We start from the raw sequence: 16,244 nt of genomic DNA, 5'->3' as shown, positions 1-16,244 counted from the left end.
GCCGGAGGGTCTCGGCGCGATCTCAGCGGGGCGCCGGTCCGGGGTACGGCTCGGCCGGCGGGGCAGGCTCTCCCGTCGCTCACGACTGCGGGAGTGCCGCACCACCGGCCTCCCCGGCGCGAGGCGGCCGGCAGCGGCTCTCCGGGCCCGGCTCGCCGCCACGCGGCGGACTCGCACTTCCCGAGCGCGACCGGAGTCCGCGGTGGAACCGGGTCATGTCCACTATGCGACGTCGGTGCGCGTCCTGGGGAGACTCGCATCGTCGGCGCAGCGGTTCCCCACCGGCGGCACGCGGCACGTCCTCGGCGGCCGCCGCCGCGGGGCCACAGAGGTCAGCCCCGGGCGTGGCGCATCAGCAGATCCCGCAGCTGACGGGCGTGGCGGCGGCTCACGGCGAGCTCCGCCGCGCCCACGCGGACGGTCGTGGCACCCGCGTCCAGTCGGAGTTCGTCGATCCGTCCGAGGGCCACGAGGTGGCTGCGGTGTATCCGGACGAAGCCGCGGGACGCCCACCGCTCCTCCAGCGTGGAGAGGGGGATCCGGACGAGATGGCTGCCGTCGGCCGTGTGCAGACGCGCGTAGTCGCCCTGGGCCTCGACGTAAGCGATCTCGTCGATGGGGACGAACCTGGTCACGCCACCGAGTTCGACGGGGATCTGCTCGGGCGCGGTGCCCGGTGCGGTCGACCCGGTGACCAGGGGACCGGTGGCGGCGGAACCCGCCCGGTCCGGGCCCGGCCCGCCCACCGCGCCCGCGTCCGCTCCGGTCACCGGCGGGGACTGCCGCGCACCGCGCGCCGCGGCGGTCAGATCGCTGACCCGGCGGACGGCTTCGGCGAGCCGTTCCCTGCGCACCGGCTTGAGGACGTAGTCGACGGCCTTGAGGTCGAACGCCTGCACGGCGAAGCCCTCATGGGCCGTGACGAACACGATCAGCGGCGGCCTGGCGAACTCCGAGAGCAGCCGGGCGACGTCGAGCCCGGTGAGCCCCGCCATGTGGATGTCGAGGAAGACGACGTCGATGCCGTCGTCGCCGTCCGGTCCCGCGTCCAGCGCCCGGCTGATGCGGCGCAGCGCCTCCGTGGCGTCGGTGGCACCGTCCGCGCTGCGCACCCGTGGGTCGGAGCGCAGCAGGTACAGCAGTTCCCCCAGCGCCGGCTTCTCGTCGTCGACGGCAAGTACGCGCAGCATGCTGCGGATTTTAGGCAAGGGTCGCCCGTGCGACCACGGGCGTGTCGGTCACCTCGTCCACCGGGCGTGCCCGCCGGCCCCTCCCGACCCGGCGGCTCCGTCGCTCCCGCCGGCCCCGGTGCCGAAGGCGTCGTCCGCGCACGACGCCCGCAACTCCTGGGCGTCGGCCATGCCGAGGTACGTGGCACGGCACCGGCGGCAGTGGGTGAGGTGCCCCGCCACCCGGGCCTCCTCGTGGGGGACGAGCACACCGAGGACATACGCGCCGAGCAGCGGCTCCACATGAGGACTGCCGGAAGGCCGCCCGGTCATACGGACGCCCGAATCTCCACCGTTCACCCACCCATTCTGCCGGTCCTCTCCACAACTCCGCGCCACAGTCGCAGCACTGCTCGACCCGGTCGCACTTTCCCCTTCCGCCGCTGAGCACGGCACTGCTCCGCTGCGTATTCCAGGTCGACACCCACGGTGCATACGCCTCGTATGGACCGTTCGTAGCCGACGAGCCGAAGGATTGGTCCATGAATCTGCGGGAGCAGCACCGGGATGTGGCCGCCTACGCGCTCGGTGTCCTCGACCCCGCGGACGCCTTCCGCTTCGAGGAGCATCTGGCGGACTGCGGCCTCTGCGCCCTGTGGCTCTCCGACTTCGCCCCGGTCGCGTCGGCGCTGGGCGATCTCGCCGGTCCCGGCCGGGCCGACGAACCGCCGGCGCAGCGGCTGCTGGAGCGCTTGCTCCACGAGGTCGCGGTCCGGCGCCGGCGCGCTTCGCGCCGCAGGCTGCGGCTCGTGGCCGCGGCGGCCGCGTTGGTCGTGGCGCTGCCCGCGGCTGCGGTGAGCCTGTCGCGCGGGCCGGACGGCCCGGTCACGGGAGGCCCCGACGAGCGGATCACGGCCACGGACGGCGCCACCGGTGTCTACGGCGCGGTGGACCTGCGCTCCAAGGGCTGGGGCACGGCCGTGGCCCTGCGCATGGCGAAGCTGCCCGGTCCGCGGACCTGCCGGCTGGTCGCGGTCGCCAAGGACGGCAGGGAGTACGCCGTCACCAGTTGGTCGGTGCCCCCTGCCGGTTACGGGACGGACGCCCCGGGGGCGGAGGAGGAGATGGACATGGAGGCGGGGACGGCGCTGCAGCGCGAGGAGATCGGCCGCTTCGAGGTCCGCACGGACAGCGGCGAGCACCTGGTGTCCCTGGACCGCTGACGTCGGCCCGGGGGCCCGCCCCCGGCGCCCGTGCGCCGTCATCTGAGCAGCCGTGACAGCCTCCGGTCCGCCAGCGGCTTGCCGCCCGTCTGGCAGGTGGGGCAGTACTGCAGCGACGAGTCGTGGAACGACACCTCGCGGATGGTGTCGCCGCACACGGGGCAGGACTCGCCGGTGCGGCCGTGCACCCTCAGACCGCTCTTCTTTTCGGCCTTCAGCCGGCCGGCGGCCAGGCCCCTCGAACGCTCGACGGCGTCCGTGAGCGTCGTGCGCACCGCCTCGTAGAGACCGGTGATCTCGTCCTCTCCGAGTCTCGAGGTGAGCTTGTACGGCGACATCCTCGCGGCGTGCAGGATCTCGTCGCTGTACGCGTTGCCGATTCCGGCGACGAGGCTCTGGTCGCGCAGCGCGCCCTTGATCTGCCGGCGCTCCCCCGCGAGGAGCGCGGCGAACGCCTCGCGGTCGAAGTCGTCCGCGAGCGGGTCCGGTCCGAGGCGGGCGACGCCGGGCACCTCGGCCGGGTCGTGCACGAGGTGCACGGCAAGCCGTTTGGTCGTGCCCGCCTCGGTCAGGTCGAAGCCGTCCCCGCCGGTGAGCGCGGCGCGCAGGGCCAGCGGACCCTTGCCCGGGCGAGGCATGCCCGACGGGAGGACGTCCTTCCACTGAAGCCAGCCGGCGCGGGCGAGGTGGAAGACGAGGTGCAGTTCGCCGGCGGTCCCGATGTCCAGGAACTTGCCGTGCCGGCGCACGGAGGCGACCTCGCTGCCTTCGAGGGCGGTGAGCGGCGGGTCGTACGTCTTCAGCACACTGATCGCCACGGGCATCATCCGGGCGATCTCCTTGCCGAGCAGGTTCTCGTCGAGGAAGCCCCTGAGCGCTTCGACTTCGGGCAGTTCCGGCATGCCTCCAGCCTGCCGTACCGGGTCCGCTCGCGCAGGCCGCCCCGGGCACCGGTCCGGTGCCCGGGGCGGGTTTCGAGAGTCCCGTCCGGCCGGGAACGCCCGGCACGCGCCCCAACGGGCTCGCTCAAGCCCTCAAGGGCTGTCCCCGCCTTCCCCGGCGGGCGCGCGACGACAGCCACGGCGCCCCGCCGCGTTGTCGAATCATCCGAATACGCCCGGCATGAGGACGACTCCCCGCCTTGCGGCGCACCGCATCCGACGCCGCGCGCCGGTCCCCCGGGGATGGCGGGGCAGCCCTCAACGGACCAGCTCCAGCAGCGCGGCCATCTCCTCCTCGACCGCGCGGGCCAGCCGGTCCACGTCGGGCAGGGCCTTCCCGTCCGCGACCAGGCCGAAGTACACCCGGCCGCCGTACGTGGACATAGCCACGGCGAGGGACTGGCCGCGGGCGAGCGGGGCCATCGGGTAGATCTCGCGCAGCGGGCAGCCGCCGAGCGACAGTGCGGAGCGGGGCAGCGGCACGCTGGTCGCGAGGAGGTCGAACAGCATCCGGGCGGCGTTGCCGGCGATCGGCGCTCCGAACCGGTGGGCGAGCGGCGGTAGTTGGTCGGCGAGCACGGCGACGGCTCCGGCGCCGCGCAGCGGCCCCGCCGCCTTGTTGCGGTCCATGCCGTCGCGGACCGCGTAGAGCCGGGCCCAGGGGTCGGGCTCGGTGACGGGGAGGTCGAGCAGATACGCGGACAGCTTGTTGCCGGAGCCGGGCGGGCCGCCGGGACGGCGCCTGGACACCGGGACGAGGGCACTGGGGTCGGTGGGCGGCAGGGCGTCACCCCGCTCGGCCATCCAGCGGCGCAGCGCCCCGGCGACGGCGGCGAGGAGCACGTCGTTCGCGGTGCCGCCGGCGACCCTGCGGACCTCGTGGACCTCGTCGAGGTCGAGTACGGAGGTGGCGAGCCTGCGGGTGCCGCTGGAGCTGGCGCTGAGCGCCGCGGCGCCGCGGGGGTCGAGCCGGCCGGCCCGGGCGAGCGACGCGCCCAGGAGGGAGGCGCCGACTCCGAAGGCCCGGCCCAGCTCCTCGATGCGGCCGCGGGCCATCCCGGCGACCTGCCAGGGACCGGGCAGCCAGGACCGGGGCGGCACGGCGGCCGGGCCCCGGCCGGACCTGCGGCCGTGCCGGCGGGCGCGCGCCGCGAGCGGCCCGGCGATCTCGTCGAAGATGCCCGCCCCGATGGCGACGGCCCGCATGCCGTCGGCGAGGGCGTGGTGCAGTTTGACCAGGACGGCGAACGGATCCCCGGGGCCTCCGGTGAGCAGGTACATCTCCCAGGGCGGCAGCCCCCGTTCGAGCGGGCGCTCCATCAGCTCTCCGGCGAGCGTGGCCGCGGACGCCGCGAAGTCGCCCGCCGGCAGCCGGATCTGACGCAAGTGCCGCCGTACGTCGAAGTCCTTGTCGGCCGTCCAGGCGGCGCCGCCCACGGGCAGCAGGACGTCGGTGACGCGCATGCGCAGGCGGGGGATCGCGGAGGCACGGGCGGCGAGCAGCGCGAGGATCTCCTCGCTGCCGGCCGCGGTCGTGGCGGCGTCCACGGACGCGGGCGGGGTGAAGTGGGCGAGCGCGCCGAGGTGCATCGGGTGGTCGGCGGACTCGAGGTGCCAGAAGGCCAGATCCAGGGGTGCCAGCAGCTCGGTGCTCAAGGGTGTCCTCATGTCCTAGGAGGCCGGAACACAGGAATCAGCAGTCAATCGCCTGCGGTCGGTTACGGTCAAGCGCAATCACGTTACATAGGGTTACCGTCGGGTAGTCTTCAGGTTGCGAGCCGGACCGGGACGGCGAACTCGCACCACACGCATTTGCCGGTGCCGCGCGACTCCACACCCCAGACGTCCGCCAGCCGGTCCACCAGCATCAGCCCCCGGCCCGAGACGCCGGCGTCCCCCGCCTCCCGGCGCCGGGGCAGGGCGCTGGAGGAGTCCTCGACCTCGGCCCGCAGCCGCCGTTCGGACCCCGTCAGCACGCGCACGGTCACGATCGCCCCGCCGTCGGTGTGCATCAGGGCATTGGTGATCAGTTCGTCCGCCGCCAGCTCGATCTCGTCCGAGCGGTCCGCCGCACCCCAGGCCCGTACGGCGGCCCGGATCATGTGCCGGGCCGAGCTGAGCGCCTCGGGGTCGTTCTGGGCGACGTGCTGCTGGAGCCGCCCACCGGTGTGCGGGGCGTACGCGCCGCGGCGCTGGAGCAGCAGCAGCGCGACGTCGTCGTCGCCGCCCCGTTCGTCGACCTCCTCGCAGAGCTGGTCCGCGAGCATCTGGAGGTTCTTGGAGCCGCCCCGGATCGCGGTCGTGAGCTGCCGCATCCCGTCGTCGAGGTCGGCACCCGGCTGTTCGACGAGCCCGTCGGTGTAGAGCAACAGGGTCTGCCCGGGGTCGAGTTCCACGGTGGCGACGGGGTACTCGAGCCGGCCGAACTCGGCGGACAGGCCCAGGGGCAGCCCGCCCTCCACCGGGATCCGGTGGCCCTCCCCGTCGGAGTCGAGGAGCAGCGGGTCGACATGGCCGGCGCGCACCATCTGCACGACGCCCGTGCTGAGGTCGGCCTCCGCGTAGATGCAGGTGGCGAAGCGGTCGGTGTCGAGCTCGTGGAGGAAGACCGAGGCGCGGGCCATCACGGTCGCGGGAGTGTGCCCCTCGGCCGCGTACGCGCGCAGCACGATGCGCAGTTGGCCCATGACCGCCGCGGCGTGGGTGTCATGCCCCTGGACGTCGCCGATGATCGCGCCGACCCGGCCGCCGGGCAGGGGGATGACGTCGTACCAGTCGCCGCCGATGTCGCGGCCGAGGCGTGCCGAGCGGTAGCGCACCGCGATCCGGGCCCCGGGCACGGAGGGGATGCGGCGGGGCAGCATCGCCTGCTGGAGCCCTTCGGCCAGGTCGTGCTCCTGCTCGAAGAGCATGGCCCGCTGCAGGCTCTGCGCGATGCTGCTGCTCAGTGCCACCAGCAGATTGCGCTCCTCGGTGGTGAAGCCGGTCTTCTCCCGGTACAGCAGGCCGAGCGCACCGATCGGCCTGCCCTGGGCGATCAGCGGCATGTAGGCCGCGGAGGTGATGCCGAGTCCGCTGATGTGCGGCCAGAGTCGCGGGTACGAGCCGGCGAAGTCCTCCTTGGACTCGATGAACCGGGGCACCAGCGTGCGGATGACCTCGCTCATCGGGTACTGCTCGTCGACCCGGGTGAAGCGGGTACCCGGGACGAAGGAGCCCTCCGGACCCTCCGCGACGAGATGGATGCGTCCGGACTCCAGCAGCCCCATAACCAGGCTGGTGGCGCCGAGGTGCTCCAGCCCGTGCGAGTCCTTGAGCACGTCGATGACGTCCTTGACGGTCCTGGCGTCGGCGAGGGCGGCCGTGGTGCTCTCCACCACACTGGTCTGACGTCGGCGTTCCGCGTCGAGTTCGAGCCGGGCGGAGGATTCGGCGAGCTCCTGGGTGGCATCGCGGACGATGCCGATGATGCGATGGGGGCGGCCCTCGGCATCACGGAGCACCGATCCCTGGGTGTGCGTCCAGCGCAGGGTGCCGCTGCGGCAGCGGATGCGGAAGTACGCACCGTAGTGGGAGCTGCCGTTCTTCAGCGCCTGCGAGACCAGCTCGTCCAGCCGGGCCGCCTCGCCTCGCGGGAAGCGCCGGGCCAGGGTCTCCGGGCGGCCGTCGTACTGGTCGGCGGGCGTGTCGAACACGTCGAGAGCGGGCTGATCCAGGTGCATCAGCCCGCTGTCGAGGTCCCAGTCGAAGCTGCCCATGCGGTTCAGGGCCAGGCTCAGATCCGGGTTGGCGGGCCAGTCGTCGGGAAGCGACAGGGCCCCCGCTGCCCGATCAACCATGGTGACACTCTGCCATTGTTTGTCCGATTTATCGAGCGAGCGGGGCGCTGCGGCCTCAGCCCTGGACACTCCCGCCGGCGGCGGGCAGGCCGGCGCCGGTGCCGGCACCGGCGGGAAGCGGCGCGTCCGGGAGGATGACGCCGGGTCCGCCCTGGGGCTCGCCCACACCACCGACGGCACCCGAGCCCTGGTCCACGCCACCGACGGCGCCCGAACCCTGGCCGGCGCCGCCGCCGGAGTCCGGCGAGATCAGGATGTCGCTGTCACTCAGACCGGCACCGCCCTGGTCGAACCCGCCCTGGCCTCCGGCGTCCTGCCCGCCGGTGCCCTGGCCCGCCCCGTCGGGCAGCGGCGCGTCCGGAAGGATCGGCGGCGGGCCGTCGGGGCCACGGGTCGGCGAGCTCGGTACACCGGGACGGACCGCGCTCGGAGACGCCGGCTGCGGACCGGAGGCGTCGGGACTCGGTGGCGGCGGTTCGCTCGGCGACCCGAGCCCGGCCGGCTGGGGCCCCTGGGGTGCGTCGGCGACATGGAGCCCCGGGTCGTACGCGGGCGGCACCTGCGGATTCTGGTCCGCCTCGCCGTCGGAGCCGCTCCTGCGCTCCATCCAGGTGTTGGCGGCGATATCGACGATCACCAGAGCGTCGATCACGTGTGCGGCCCGAGTGATCACGACCACGCGGTCACGGTCGTACCCCTGCCAGGGCTTGCCCTGCTCGTTCACCGCCCCGGCGGTCACCACGGGCGAGGCGAGAGGGCTCCCGGACCCACAGCGGACCCGTGGTGAGCCGTGCTCGTCGACCAGCACGGCGGTCCCGGCCTGGAGGACGCCCTGCCGGCGCTGGGCGACACCGTCGCGGTAGCCGTGGTTGGTGACCCGGGCGTCGGCCCGCAGCACCACGGGCGTGAGGCCCCGCAGGAACCCCGGCAGGTCCTCCTGGCCGACGCCGACGCCCTCGGCGAACGCCTGCGCCTTGCCCTGGTCGGCGACCAGGAACCGGATCTGCTGCTCCACGTCACAGCTCGCGACGGACCGGGTGCCGCCGTACAGTCCGGGCGTGGAGCCCAGCACGGTGCGGATGGACCGCACATCGGGGTCCTGCCGCGCGGAGCTGGACACGCGTGGCGCCGGCAGCTGGCGGGGCACCGCCGTCACGGTGGCCGTGGAGGGCGTGAACGGATCGGGGCCGGGCTCCGCGGCCGGCTGCAGACGGACCTCCTGAGAGGGGGTCGAGCCCGACTGCCCCTGATCCGTGAGACTGCTGCAGCCAGTGACCAGCAGTGCGGCCGACAAGCCGGCCGACATCGCGGCCAGCCCGGCGTGCCGGCGATACATCGGTGAGCGCACGAACATACCCCGCCATCTCCCGCCTGTTGTGAGGGTGTACCCGGAGTGATCACTCCCTGTCTTGCACCACACCCTCCGGAGCCGCGACTTGAACACGTTCAAGAATCACCCTAGGCTCGAGCGCGGGACTGAACGCGTTCAAGACAGGGGGTGGCGCGATGACCGCGCTGGTCAACGCGATCGTGATGCTCGGGATGCTGGTGATCGTTCCGCTGGGACTGCGACTGCTGCCGGGCCCGGACCCGGGCGCCGTCCGGCGGCTCTGGCCCTTGCTCGCCCTGCCCGGCGCCGTCAGCCTGTGGTTGCCCCGGGGCGCCCTCGCCACGGCCCTGGCCTCGGTCTACGCCCTCGCCACCACCGCCCTCGCCCTGCACGCCCCGGCCCGGCTGCGGCGCACCCGCTCGCTCGCGCCGGCGGAGATCGCCGTCCTCACGGCCCTGGCCGCGCCGGCCGTGGCAGGAGTGGCCCTGGTGGCCGAACGCTCCGGCCACGAGCTGCTGGGGTTCGACCTGGAGATCCTGGCCCTGACCGTGCCGCACTTCCACTTCGCGGGCTTCGCCGCGGCGCTGGTCGCGGGCCTGGTCTGCCGTTCCGCCGAGGGTTCCGCCGGCCGGTTCGCGGCGGTCAGCGTGCCTGCGGGGACCCTGCTGGTACTCGCCGGCTACTTCACGGGCGACCGGGTCGAACTGGCCGGGGCGGTGGTGCTGACCGCCGGGATGTGGGCCGTTGCACTGCTGACCTGGCGCGATGTGCGCACAGGCAGGGCCGAACGGCTGATTCGCACACTTCTCGGGGTATCGGCGGCCGTTCTGGTGGCGACGATGCTCCTCGCCCTGAGCTGGGCACTCGGCGAGGCCACCGGCCTGCCACACCCCGGCCTCACCTGGATGGCCGCGACCCACGGCCTCGGCAACGCCCTGGGCTTCGCCCTCTGCTCGCTGCTGGCCCGGCTGCGGCTGGAGGAGACCACCGCACAGAAGGCCGACGGCCGGCGGACCACCGCACGAGCCGGATCGACAGGACCGGAAAGGACCGCCGCGTGACCCTCGCCGACGGACTCAACTACGCCGAGACCGGCGCCACCCGCCGCACCCCCCTGCCCGAGGGCTACCACCACCTCCACGTCCGCGTACACGTGGGCCAGGGCCCCGCGGCCCTGGAGACCGCGGGCGCCGCCATCACCGGCTGGGCGATGCACCGCGCGTCCGGAGCGCGGGTGACCGCCTCCAGCGCCCGCGCCGAACCGGGCACCTCGGTCGAGATCTCGCTCGGCGTGGGACCGCTGCGCTTCCGTGCCCCCTGCCGGGTGATCTGGACCGCGTACGGACCGGACCGCATCGGATTCGCCTACGGCACGCTGACCGGCCACCCCGAGTGCGGCGAGGAGAGCTTCCTCGCGGAGGCGGCGGAGGACGGCTCCGTGTGGTTCAGCGTGACGGCGTTCAGCAGACCCGCCCGCTGGTACACCCGGCTCGCCGGGCCGCTCGTACCGGTGGCGCAGCGGATGTACGCGCGACGGCTCGGCGCCGGCCTGCGGCGGCTTGTCGCCGAGGCGGATACTGGAGGTACGGGAGGTCCGCGATGGAGTGGTTCTCGGCACCCGACTACTGGTTGAGCAGACTCGTCTTCCAGCGGGCGCTGGCCGCGCTGTACCTGGCGGCCTTCGTCGGGGCGGCCCTCCAGTTCCGCGCCCTCATCGGTGAGCGCGGCATGCTCCCGGTACCCGAGTACCTGCGGTACGCCCCGATGCGGCGGGCGCCGAGCATCTTCCAACTGCACTACTCGGACCGGTTCTTCGCCTGCTGCGCCTGGACGGGTGCGGTACTCTCGGCCGCGCTGCTCGGGGGCGCGGCCGACCACCTGCCGCTGTGGACGGCGATGCTGTGGTGGGCGGTGCTGTGGGCGCTGTACCTGTCGATCGTCAACGTCGGGCAGACCTGGTACGCCTTCGGCTGGGAGTCGCTGCTGCTGGAGACCGGGTTCCTCGCGGTCTTCCTCGGGAACGAGCGGGCCGCGCCCCCGGTACTGGTGCTGTGGCTGCTGCGCTGGCTGCTCTTCCGGGTGGAGTTCGGCGCCGGGCTGATCAAGGTCCGCGGAGACGAGTGCTGGCGCCGGCTGACGTGCCTGTACTACCACCATGAGACCCAGCCGATGCCCGGCCCGCTCAGCTGGTTCTTCCACCGTCTGCCGGGGCCGCTGCACCGGGTCGAGGCCGCCGCCAACCATGTGACCCAACTGCTGGTGCCGGTATTGCTGTTCACCCCGCAGCCCGTCGCCTCCGCGGCGGCAGGGCTGGTCGTCGTCACCCAGCTGTGGCTCGTCCTGTCCGGCAACTTCGCCTGGCTCAACTGGCTGACGATCGCCCTCGCGCTCTCCGCCGTCGACCTCTCCGCGTTCACCGGGCCGCACCCCCTGCCCGCCCCGCCGCTGTGGTACGAGGTCCTGGTGATCGCGGCGACCGGCCTCGTCCTCGCTCTGAGCTACCGCCCCGTGCGCAACCTGATCTCCCGGCGGCAGGCGATGAACCGGTCCTTCGACCCGCTCCACCTGGTGAACACCTACGGCGCGTTCGGAACCGTCGGGAGGGTCCGGTACGAGGTCGTGATCGAGGGCACGGACGAGCCGGCGCTCCGCGCGGGCACCGTGTGGAGGGAGTACGAGTTCAAGGGGAAGCCGGGCGACCCCCGCCGGCTGCCCCGGCAGTACGCCCCCTACCATCTGCGCCTCGACTGGCTGATGTGGTTCGCCGCCCTCTCCCCCGCCTACGCCCGGTCCTGGTTCGGCGGCTTCGTGGAGCGGCTGTTGGAGAACGACCGGGACACGCTGAAGCTGCTGCGCGGCAATCCCTTCCCGGACGCACCGCCGTCGTACGTCAGGGCCCGGCTGTACCACTACACGTTCACGGACTGGCGGCGGCTGCGCTCCACGGGCGCGTGGTGGGAGCGGCGCTATCTGCGCGAGTACCTGCCGCCGACCCGGCTGAGCAGGACGGACGTCCCGGCGGGACGTGTCTGACCCGTCCGCCGGGCCCCATCCGGCCCGCCCTGCGGAACGGCGACGGGGTGATCCGTCCCGTCGCGCCGCCCGGGTCCGGCGTCCCGTGTGCCGCCGGGGGCGGGATGCAGGGACCCCCGGTCCGGAACGGACCGGGGGTGGTGACAGCCATGGGGCGCGAGATCAGTCGATGCCCTGCAGGATGTGCGGCTCGGCGAGGTCGTCCTCGTAGCCGGCCAGTCTGATCGGCGCGGAACGGGCCCAGACCTCGAGGCTTCCGAGTTCGTCCGGCCGCCCCGGTCGTTCGCCGGGTTCCGCCGAGGGCTTGGTCTTCTTCGTTTCAGTCGTCACCGCGCACTCCTTAGTGTCGCGTCACAGGGACAAGGGCGGTCCGGTCGCGGTGGCGCCGTTCTTCGGGCGGGATCGCGGCCGAGGTTGCGGACCTGTCCCGGGGCGGTCTCGGGAGGTTTCGTGACCCCTTGCCGACCGTCCGTTGGATCCAGAGTAACCAAATGAGCGCGGCTGCGCTCGATGGATTACGTCACATTGGGCGTTTCTTTACGGGAAACCGCCCCAAGGTGACGGCCCATTGGGTACAGGAAACCCCCGGGGAGTCTTGCTCGCCCGGGGGAATCCGCCGTTCGGGTTACCTCGCGACTCACCAGTTCGCGCGGTCGTAGTCCTTCAGGAAGCAGCCGAAGAGGTCCTCGCCGGCCTCGCCGCGCACGATCGGGTCGTACACCCGGGCCGCGCCGTCGACCAGGTCCAGCGGAGCGTGGAAGCCCTCGGCGGCGAGGCGCACCTTGTCCGGGTGCGGACGCTCGTCGGTGATCCAGCCGGTGTCGACGGCGGTCATCAGAATGCCGTCGGCCTCGAACATCTCCTGGGCGCTGGTGCGCGTCAGCATGTTCAGGGCGGCCTTGGCCATGTTGGTGTGCGGGTGGCCGGCACCCTTGTAGCCGCGGCTGAAGACACCCTCCATGGCGGAGACGTTCACGACGTACTTGCGCCGGGCCGAGGACGCGGCCATCGCCGCGCGGAGCCGGCTGATCAGGATGAAGGGCGCCGTCGAGTTGCACAGCTGCACTTCGAGGAGCTCGACCGGGTCGACCTCGGAGACGGTCTGGATCCAGCTGTTGGTGTCGTGCAGATCGGGCACGAGCCCGCCGGCGTCGATCGCGGTGCCGGCCTCGATCCGCGCGAGGGACGCCGACCCGGAGACGAGGGCGAGGCCGGTGACGTCCTGGGCGCTCAGCCCTTCCGAGCGGGGCCCGGGCAGTGCCGCGACCCGGTCCACCCCACCGCTGCCGAAGGTGCCGATCACCTCGGCGGCGGGCAGTTCGCCCGCGGGCAGCGGGGCCCCCTCGGCCGCGACGAGCTCGCTGTACGCCTGCGGGGAACGGCGCACGGTCTGCGCCGCGTTGTTGATCAGGATGTCCAGCGGCCCCTCGGCCGCGACCGAGTCGGCGAGCGCCACGACCTGCGCCGGGTCACGGAGGTCGATACCGACGACCTTGAGTCGGTGGATCCACTCGTCGCTGTCCGGCATCGCCTTGAAGCGGCGGACCGCGTCGTTGGGGAAGCGGGTGGTGATGGTGGTGTGGGCGCCGTCGCGGAGCAACCGCAGCGCGATGTACATGCCGATCTTGGCCCGGCCACCGGTGAGGAGCGCCCGCCGGCCGGTCAGATCGGTGCGGGCGTCGCGGCGGGCCCGGTTCTCGGCCGCACACTTCTGGCACAACTGGTGGTAGAAGGCGTCGACCTCGACGTAGCGGGTCTTGCAGATGTAGCAGGACCTGGGGCGCTGGAGTATGCCCGCGATCTCGCCCGTCACCGACGAGGACGGCAGCAGCCCCTGGGTCTCGTCGTCGATGCGGTCCGCGGAGCCGGTCGCGGTGGCCTCGGTGACGGCCTTGTCGTGGGCGGTCTTGGCGGCGCGGCGCTCCTGGCGGCGGCGCTGCTTCACGGTGCGGTAGATCCCCGCGGTGGCCCGGCGGACCGCGACCGCGTCGGGGTGGTCGACCTCCAGGCGGTCGAGCTCCTCGAGAACGCCCAGGCAGACGGCCAGTCGCTCGGGGTCGATGCCGGGGCCGAAGCCCAGGCTGTCGTCTGTCACCGTCATCGCCGCTGCCGTTCCCTGTGTTCTTCGCATGCCGCTTGGGGGTTTCCAAAAGCGGAACTTTACTTCAGAGGCGGGCGTGCGGGCCAAACGTTGCAGGGCGAGACCGGCAGGTGACGTTCCGCATCCGGTCGCGCACGGTACGGAACGGCGACGGGTGCCACAGCACCCGCCACCCCGTGCCCAAGGCGATCACCCCGGGCTTCGAGAAGGTGTACGGCTCCCGTTCCCGTTCCGGACCGACGCCGAGCGTGGCTCCCGGCGGCACGTCGACGGTGTCGTCGAGCACCGCTCCGCGCACGACCGCCACGTACGCTGCCGACTCCCACGGGTCTCACGGCCGCCCGTCCCGGTGGGTGACCGACGCCCCCGTGCGCTACGGCCGTTGCCGACCGGGCGGACGGTCGAAGACGCAGTCGCCGCACAGTCCGCCGCCCGGGCAGCGGTAGTAGAGGCAGCAGCTGGTGCGGCGCAGCGCCGGCCCCCGCACGGTGCCGGAGAGGTCCGGGTGGTCCAGCAGTCCCGCGGTGAGTGCGGTGGCGCGCTCGGCCACGTCGGGGCGGTCTCGTTCCCGCGCCCAGCGCCGGATCTCGCGCAGAGCGCCGGCGAGCGCGGAGCCGGCGTTGCCCCACAGCAGCCGGTGCGAGATGCGGACGTCGCTCCGCAGCGCATCGGCGAGCGGGACGAGGTGGCCGTACTGGACCGCCTCCCGGATGGCGTCGACGGTGCCGGGGAGCGTCCCGGCCCGCGTCCAGCAGAGGTCGTCGGGCGAGCCGAGTTCCGGGTCCCAGTACAGCGCTCCGGCGGCCGGGTCGGGGAACTCACCGTGGAGCGCGGCCGGGCCGAGCGCCGTGGACCAGAGCCGGGCGGCGAGCCCGAGGTGGGCGATGGAGGCGGCGACGCGGCGTTCGGGGGTGCGCAGCCGGGCCGCAACCCGGTCGACGCGGGCGGTCAGGGGCGCGAGTTCGCCGGCGTGGAGCCTGGACAGCGGCAGATGGCCGGGGCCGGGCTCCGCGGTCCGGGTCGCGAAGAAGCCACCGATCGACTCGACCTCCGCCTCCGTTCGCTTCACGCGCCCCGCCCGGTTTCGTCCGTCGTCCCGCCGCCCGGCCGGGACCCGAGGTCCGCGGGCGGGCCAGGTTCCTGCCTCGTGTGCAGCATACGGCGGCGGCGACGGGACTCGTCCCCGATTCCGGCACGGGGCTCGCGGTCCCCCCGTGCCGCCGCCGGAACGCCGTCAGATGCTGACACCACCCGCACGGAGGTACCGGAGCGGATCGATGTCGGACCCGTATCCCGGCCCCGTACGCACCTCGAAGTGCAGGTGCGGTCCGGTGCTGTTGCCGGTGGACCCTGAACGGGCGATCCGCTGACCGCTGTTGACCCGCTGCCCCTCGCGCACGGTGAGCGCGGACAGATGGGCGTACTGACTGTACTTCCCGTCGTCGTGCCGGATGACGATCTGGTAGCCGTACGCGCCCGCCCAGCCGGCCGAGACCACCCGGCCCCGGGCCACGGCCTTCACCGAGGTGCCCGTCGGCACGGGGAAGTCCACGCCCGTGTGATAGCCGCTGGACCAGGACGAACCGGCCCTGCCGTACGGGGTGCCGGTACCGGCGGCGACGGGTGCGCTCAGGCCGGCGCCGCGCTGGGCGCGATCGGGGCGCTCCTGCTGCCGTGGCTTCGGCTCGGTCTTCGCCTGCTGCTTCTGCTGCGGCGGGGCCGCGGGCGGAGCTGCGGCCTTCGGCGGCTGCGTCTTCGGAGCGGGCTTCGGCGGGGTCGCCGACCGGGACCGGGGAACGCTCTCCGGCGGCGCGGGGGCCGAGCCGCCGAGGACCAGCCGCTGGCCGGGGTGGATGAGGTCGGGGTCGGCGCCGACGACCTTCCGGTTGGCCTCGTAGAGCGCCTGCCAGCCGCCCCTGACCCGTTCGGAGGCGGCGATCCCGGAGAGGGAGTCGCCAGGCGTGACCGTGTAGCTCTCGCGCAGGGCGGGGACCGTGGTCGGGGTCGCCTGCTGGACGGCCGGCCGGGATAACGCGGCCTGCGCCCGGAGCTGCCGTTCGGGTGAGACGTCCGGTGTGTCGTCTCGGGTCAGTCCCGCGCGCGCGGAGCAGACCGGCCAGGCGCGGGGCCCCTGACCGTCCAGCACCTTCTCCGCGACGGCGATCTGCTGCTCGCGGGTGGCGAGGTCGGCGCGCGCGGCGTAGGCCCTTCCGCCGTACTCCTCCCAGGTGGACTGGCTGAACTGGAGCCCGCCGAAGTACCCGTTGCCGGTGTTGATGTGCCAGTTTCCGGTGGACTCGCAGGACGCGACCTTCTCCCACACGTCCACGGGCGCCGCGGCTGCCGTTCCCGCCCCGATCAGCGGCAGCGCCATGCCCGCGCCACCGACGGTGACGGTGAGCGAGGCCCGGTTGATTCGGCTCGGCTGGTACCGGCGGTGTCGTCCACGAACGGCCATGAGTCCCCCTCGAACGCCTCGGCAGCCGCCAAAGCTATTGGCTCGCCACAAGGCATGACAAGGGGGTGCGTGCGGGCGCCCCGGCGCAGGACGCACAGGCGTCCGGGGGAATACGGTGGACGGTGCGCCCCTCGTGCGACTCGTCGTCCC

The 16,244-nt window shown here is 73.2% G+C and carries 14 protein-coding genes and 1 pseudogene; 4 read left to right on the top strand and 11 right to left on the bottom strand.

Annotated elements, in window-relative coordinates:
- Positions 1 to 332 precede the first annotated feature (332 nt).
- Together QMZ92_RS02945 and QMZ92_RS02940 are read right to left on the bottom strand one after the other, a co-directional pair.
- Entirely contained in the window at positions 333 to 1,190 is an 858-nt protein-coding gene (locus QMZ92_RS02945; RefSeq protein ID WP_283295640.1) for a LytR/AlgR family response regulator transcription factor, read from the bottom strand.
- A 48-nt stretch (positions 1,191 to 1,238) separates the two neighbouring features.
- Positions 1,239 to 1,529 (bottom strand): zf-HC2 domain-containing protein, encoded by a 291-nt coding sequence (locus QMZ92_RS02940; protein WP_283295639.1) that lies wholly within the window; start codon positions 1,527 to 1,529, stop codon positions 1,239 to 1,241.
- Positions 1,530 to 1,711: 182 nt separating this feature from the next.
- Between QMZ92_RS02940 and QMZ92_RS02935 the strand changes: the two genes are divergently transcribed.
- A complete protein-coding gene (locus QMZ92_RS02935) occupies positions 1,712 to 2,392 on the top strand; it encodes a zf-HC2 domain-containing protein (RefSeq protein ID WP_283295638.1) in 681 nt (226 codons plus the stop codon).
- A gap of 38 nt (positions 2,393 to 2,430) precedes the next feature.
- Here QMZ92_RS02935 and QMZ92_RS02930 read toward each other — a convergent pair whose 3' ends face one another.
- From QMZ92_RS02930 to QMZ92_RS02915, 4 genes are all read right to left on the bottom strand, one after another.
- Positions 2,431 to 3,294, bottom strand: a complete 864-nt coding sequence (locus QMZ92_RS02930) for an Fpg/Nei family DNA glycosylase (RefSeq protein WP_283295637.1) — start codon at positions 3,292 to 3,294, stop codon at positions 2,431 to 2,433.
- 297 nt (positions 3,295 to 3,591) lie between these two features.
- Positions 3,592 to 4,989 carry a wax ester/triacylglycerol synthase family O-acyltransferase gene (locus tag QMZ92_RS02925; protein WP_283295636.1) on the bottom strand — a complete coding sequence of 466 codons (1,398 nt, stop codon included), beginning with the start codon at positions 4,987 to 4,989 and terminating at the stop codon, positions 3,592 to 3,594.
- 110 nt (positions 4,990 to 5,099) lie between these two features.
- A complete protein-coding gene (locus QMZ92_RS02920; protein ID WP_283295635.1) occupies positions 5,100 to 7,172 on the bottom strand; it encodes a SpoIIE family protein phosphatase in 2,073 nt (690 codons plus the stop codon).
- A 55-nt stretch (positions 7,173 to 7,227) separates the two neighbouring features.
- Positions 7,228 to 8,292, bottom strand: a complete 1,065-nt coding sequence (locus tag QMZ92_RS02915; protein ID WP_283295634.1) for a DUF6777 domain-containing protein — start codon at positions 8,290 to 8,292, stop codon at positions 7,228 to 7,230.
- A gap of 386 nt (positions 8,293 to 8,678) precedes the next feature.
- Here QMZ92_RS02915 and QMZ92_RS02910 point away from each other — a divergent pair, with 386 nt between their 5' ends.
- The 3 genes from QMZ92_RS02910 to QMZ92_RS02900 are packed head-to-tail and all read left to right on the top strand — an operon-like array spanning position 8,679 to position 11,535.
- On the top strand, positions 8,679 to 9,563 hold the full coding sequence (locus QMZ92_RS02910; RefSeq protein WP_283295633.1) for a YndJ family protein: 885 nt from the start codon (positions 8,679 to 8,681) through the stop codon (positions 9,561 to 9,563).
- On the top strand, positions 9,560 to 10,135 hold the full coding sequence (locus QMZ92_RS02905; protein WP_283295632.1) for a DUF1990 domain-containing protein: 576 nt from the start codon (positions 9,560 to 9,562) through the stop codon (positions 10,133 to 10,135). Before QMZ92_RS02910 ends, QMZ92_RS02905 begins: the two co-directional genes overlap by 4 nt.
- Positions 10,102 to 11,535 carry a lipase maturation factor family protein gene (locus QMZ92_RS02900; protein ID WP_283295631.1) on the top strand — a complete coding sequence of 478 codons (1,434 nt, stop codon included), beginning with the start codon at positions 10,102 to 10,104 and terminating at the stop codon, positions 11,533 to 11,535. The genes QMZ92_RS02905 and QMZ92_RS02900 overlap by 34 nt, the downstream gene beginning before the upstream one ends.
- Positions 11,536 to 11,697: 162 nt before the next feature.
- Here QMZ92_RS02900 and QMZ92_RS02895 read toward each other — a convergent pair whose 3' ends face one another.
- The 5 genes and pseudogenes from QMZ92_RS02895 to QMZ92_RS02875 form a co-directional block, all read right to left on the bottom strand.
- Positions 11,698 to 11,865, bottom strand: a complete 168-nt coding sequence (locus QMZ92_RS02895) for a hypothetical protein (RefSeq protein ID WP_167746145.1) — start codon at positions 11,863 to 11,865, stop codon at positions 11,698 to 11,700.
- A 307-nt stretch (positions 11,866 to 12,172) separates the two neighbouring features.
- Positions 12,173 to 13,636 (bottom strand): SDR family NAD(P)-dependent oxidoreductase, encoded by a 1,464-nt coding sequence (locus QMZ92_RS02890; protein WP_283295630.1) that lies wholly within the window; start codon positions 13,634 to 13,636, stop codon positions 12,173 to 12,175.
- A gap of 163 nt (positions 13,637 to 13,799) precedes the next feature.
- A pseudogene (locus QMZ92_RS02885) lies at positions 13,800 to 13,940 on the bottom strand (GlgC family sugar phosphate nucleotidyltransferase); the annotation flags it as partial.
- 69 nt (positions 13,941 to 14,009) lie between these two features.
- Positions 14,010 to 14,705 (bottom strand): (2Fe-2S)-binding protein, encoded by a 696-nt coding sequence (locus QMZ92_RS02880; RefSeq protein WP_283295629.1) that lies wholly within the window; start codon positions 14,703 to 14,705, stop codon positions 14,010 to 14,012.
- A 165-nt stretch (positions 14,706 to 14,870) separates the two neighbouring features.
- Positions 14,871 to 16,094: a transglycosylase family protein gene (locus QMZ92_RS02875; RefSeq protein WP_283295628.1), complete on the bottom strand. Its 1,224-nt coding sequence runs from the start codon at positions 16,092 to 16,094 to the stop codon at positions 14,871 to 14,873.
- Positions 16,095 to 16,244 lie beyond the last annotated feature (150 nt).

This window comes from Streptomyces sp. HNM0645, assembly GCF_030056615.1.
In the GTDB taxonomy this organism is placed as follows: Bacteria; Actinomycetota; Actinomycetes; order Streptomycetales; family Streptomycetaceae; genus Streptomyces; species Streptomyces marianii.
The sequence above is the reverse complement of the archived record's forward strand: the minus strand, read 5'-3'. Positions and strand labels throughout refer to the sequence as shown.

Bases quoted from the DNA above. Each gene is read 5' to 3' on its own strand.
- QMZ92_RS02945 (WP_283295640.1), bottom strand. From the start codon at position 1,190: ATGCTGCGCGTACTTGCCGTCGACGACGAGAAGCCGGCGCTGGGGGAA.
- QMZ92_RS02900 (WP_283295631.1), top strand. From the start codon at position 10,102: ATGGAGTGGTTCTCGGCACCCGACTACTGGTTGAGCAGACTCGTCTTC.
- QMZ92_RS02890 (WP_283295630.1), bottom strand. From the start codon at position 13,636: ATGACGGTGACAGACGACAGCCTGGGCTTCGGCCCCGGCATCGACCCC.
- QMZ92_RS02910 (WP_283295633.1), top strand. From the start codon at position 8,679: ATGACCGCGCTGGTCAACGCGATCGTGATGCTCGGGATGCTGGTGATC.
- QMZ92_RS02930 (WP_283295637.1), bottom strand. From the start codon at position 3,294: ATGCCGGAACTGCCCGAAGTCGAAGCGCTCAGGGGCTTCCTCGACGAG.
- QMZ92_RS02875 (WP_283295628.1), bottom strand. From the start codon at position 16,094: ATGGCCGTTCGTGGACGACACCGCCGGTACCAGCCGAGCCGAATCAAC.
- QMZ92_RS02935 (WP_283295638.1), top strand. From the start codon at position 1,712: ATGAATCTGCGGGAGCAGCACCGGGATGTGGCCGCCTACGCGCTCGGT.
- QMZ92_RS02920 (WP_283295635.1), bottom strand. From the start codon at position 7,172: ATGGTTGATCGGGCAGCGGGGGCCCTGTCGCTTCCCGACGACTGGCCC.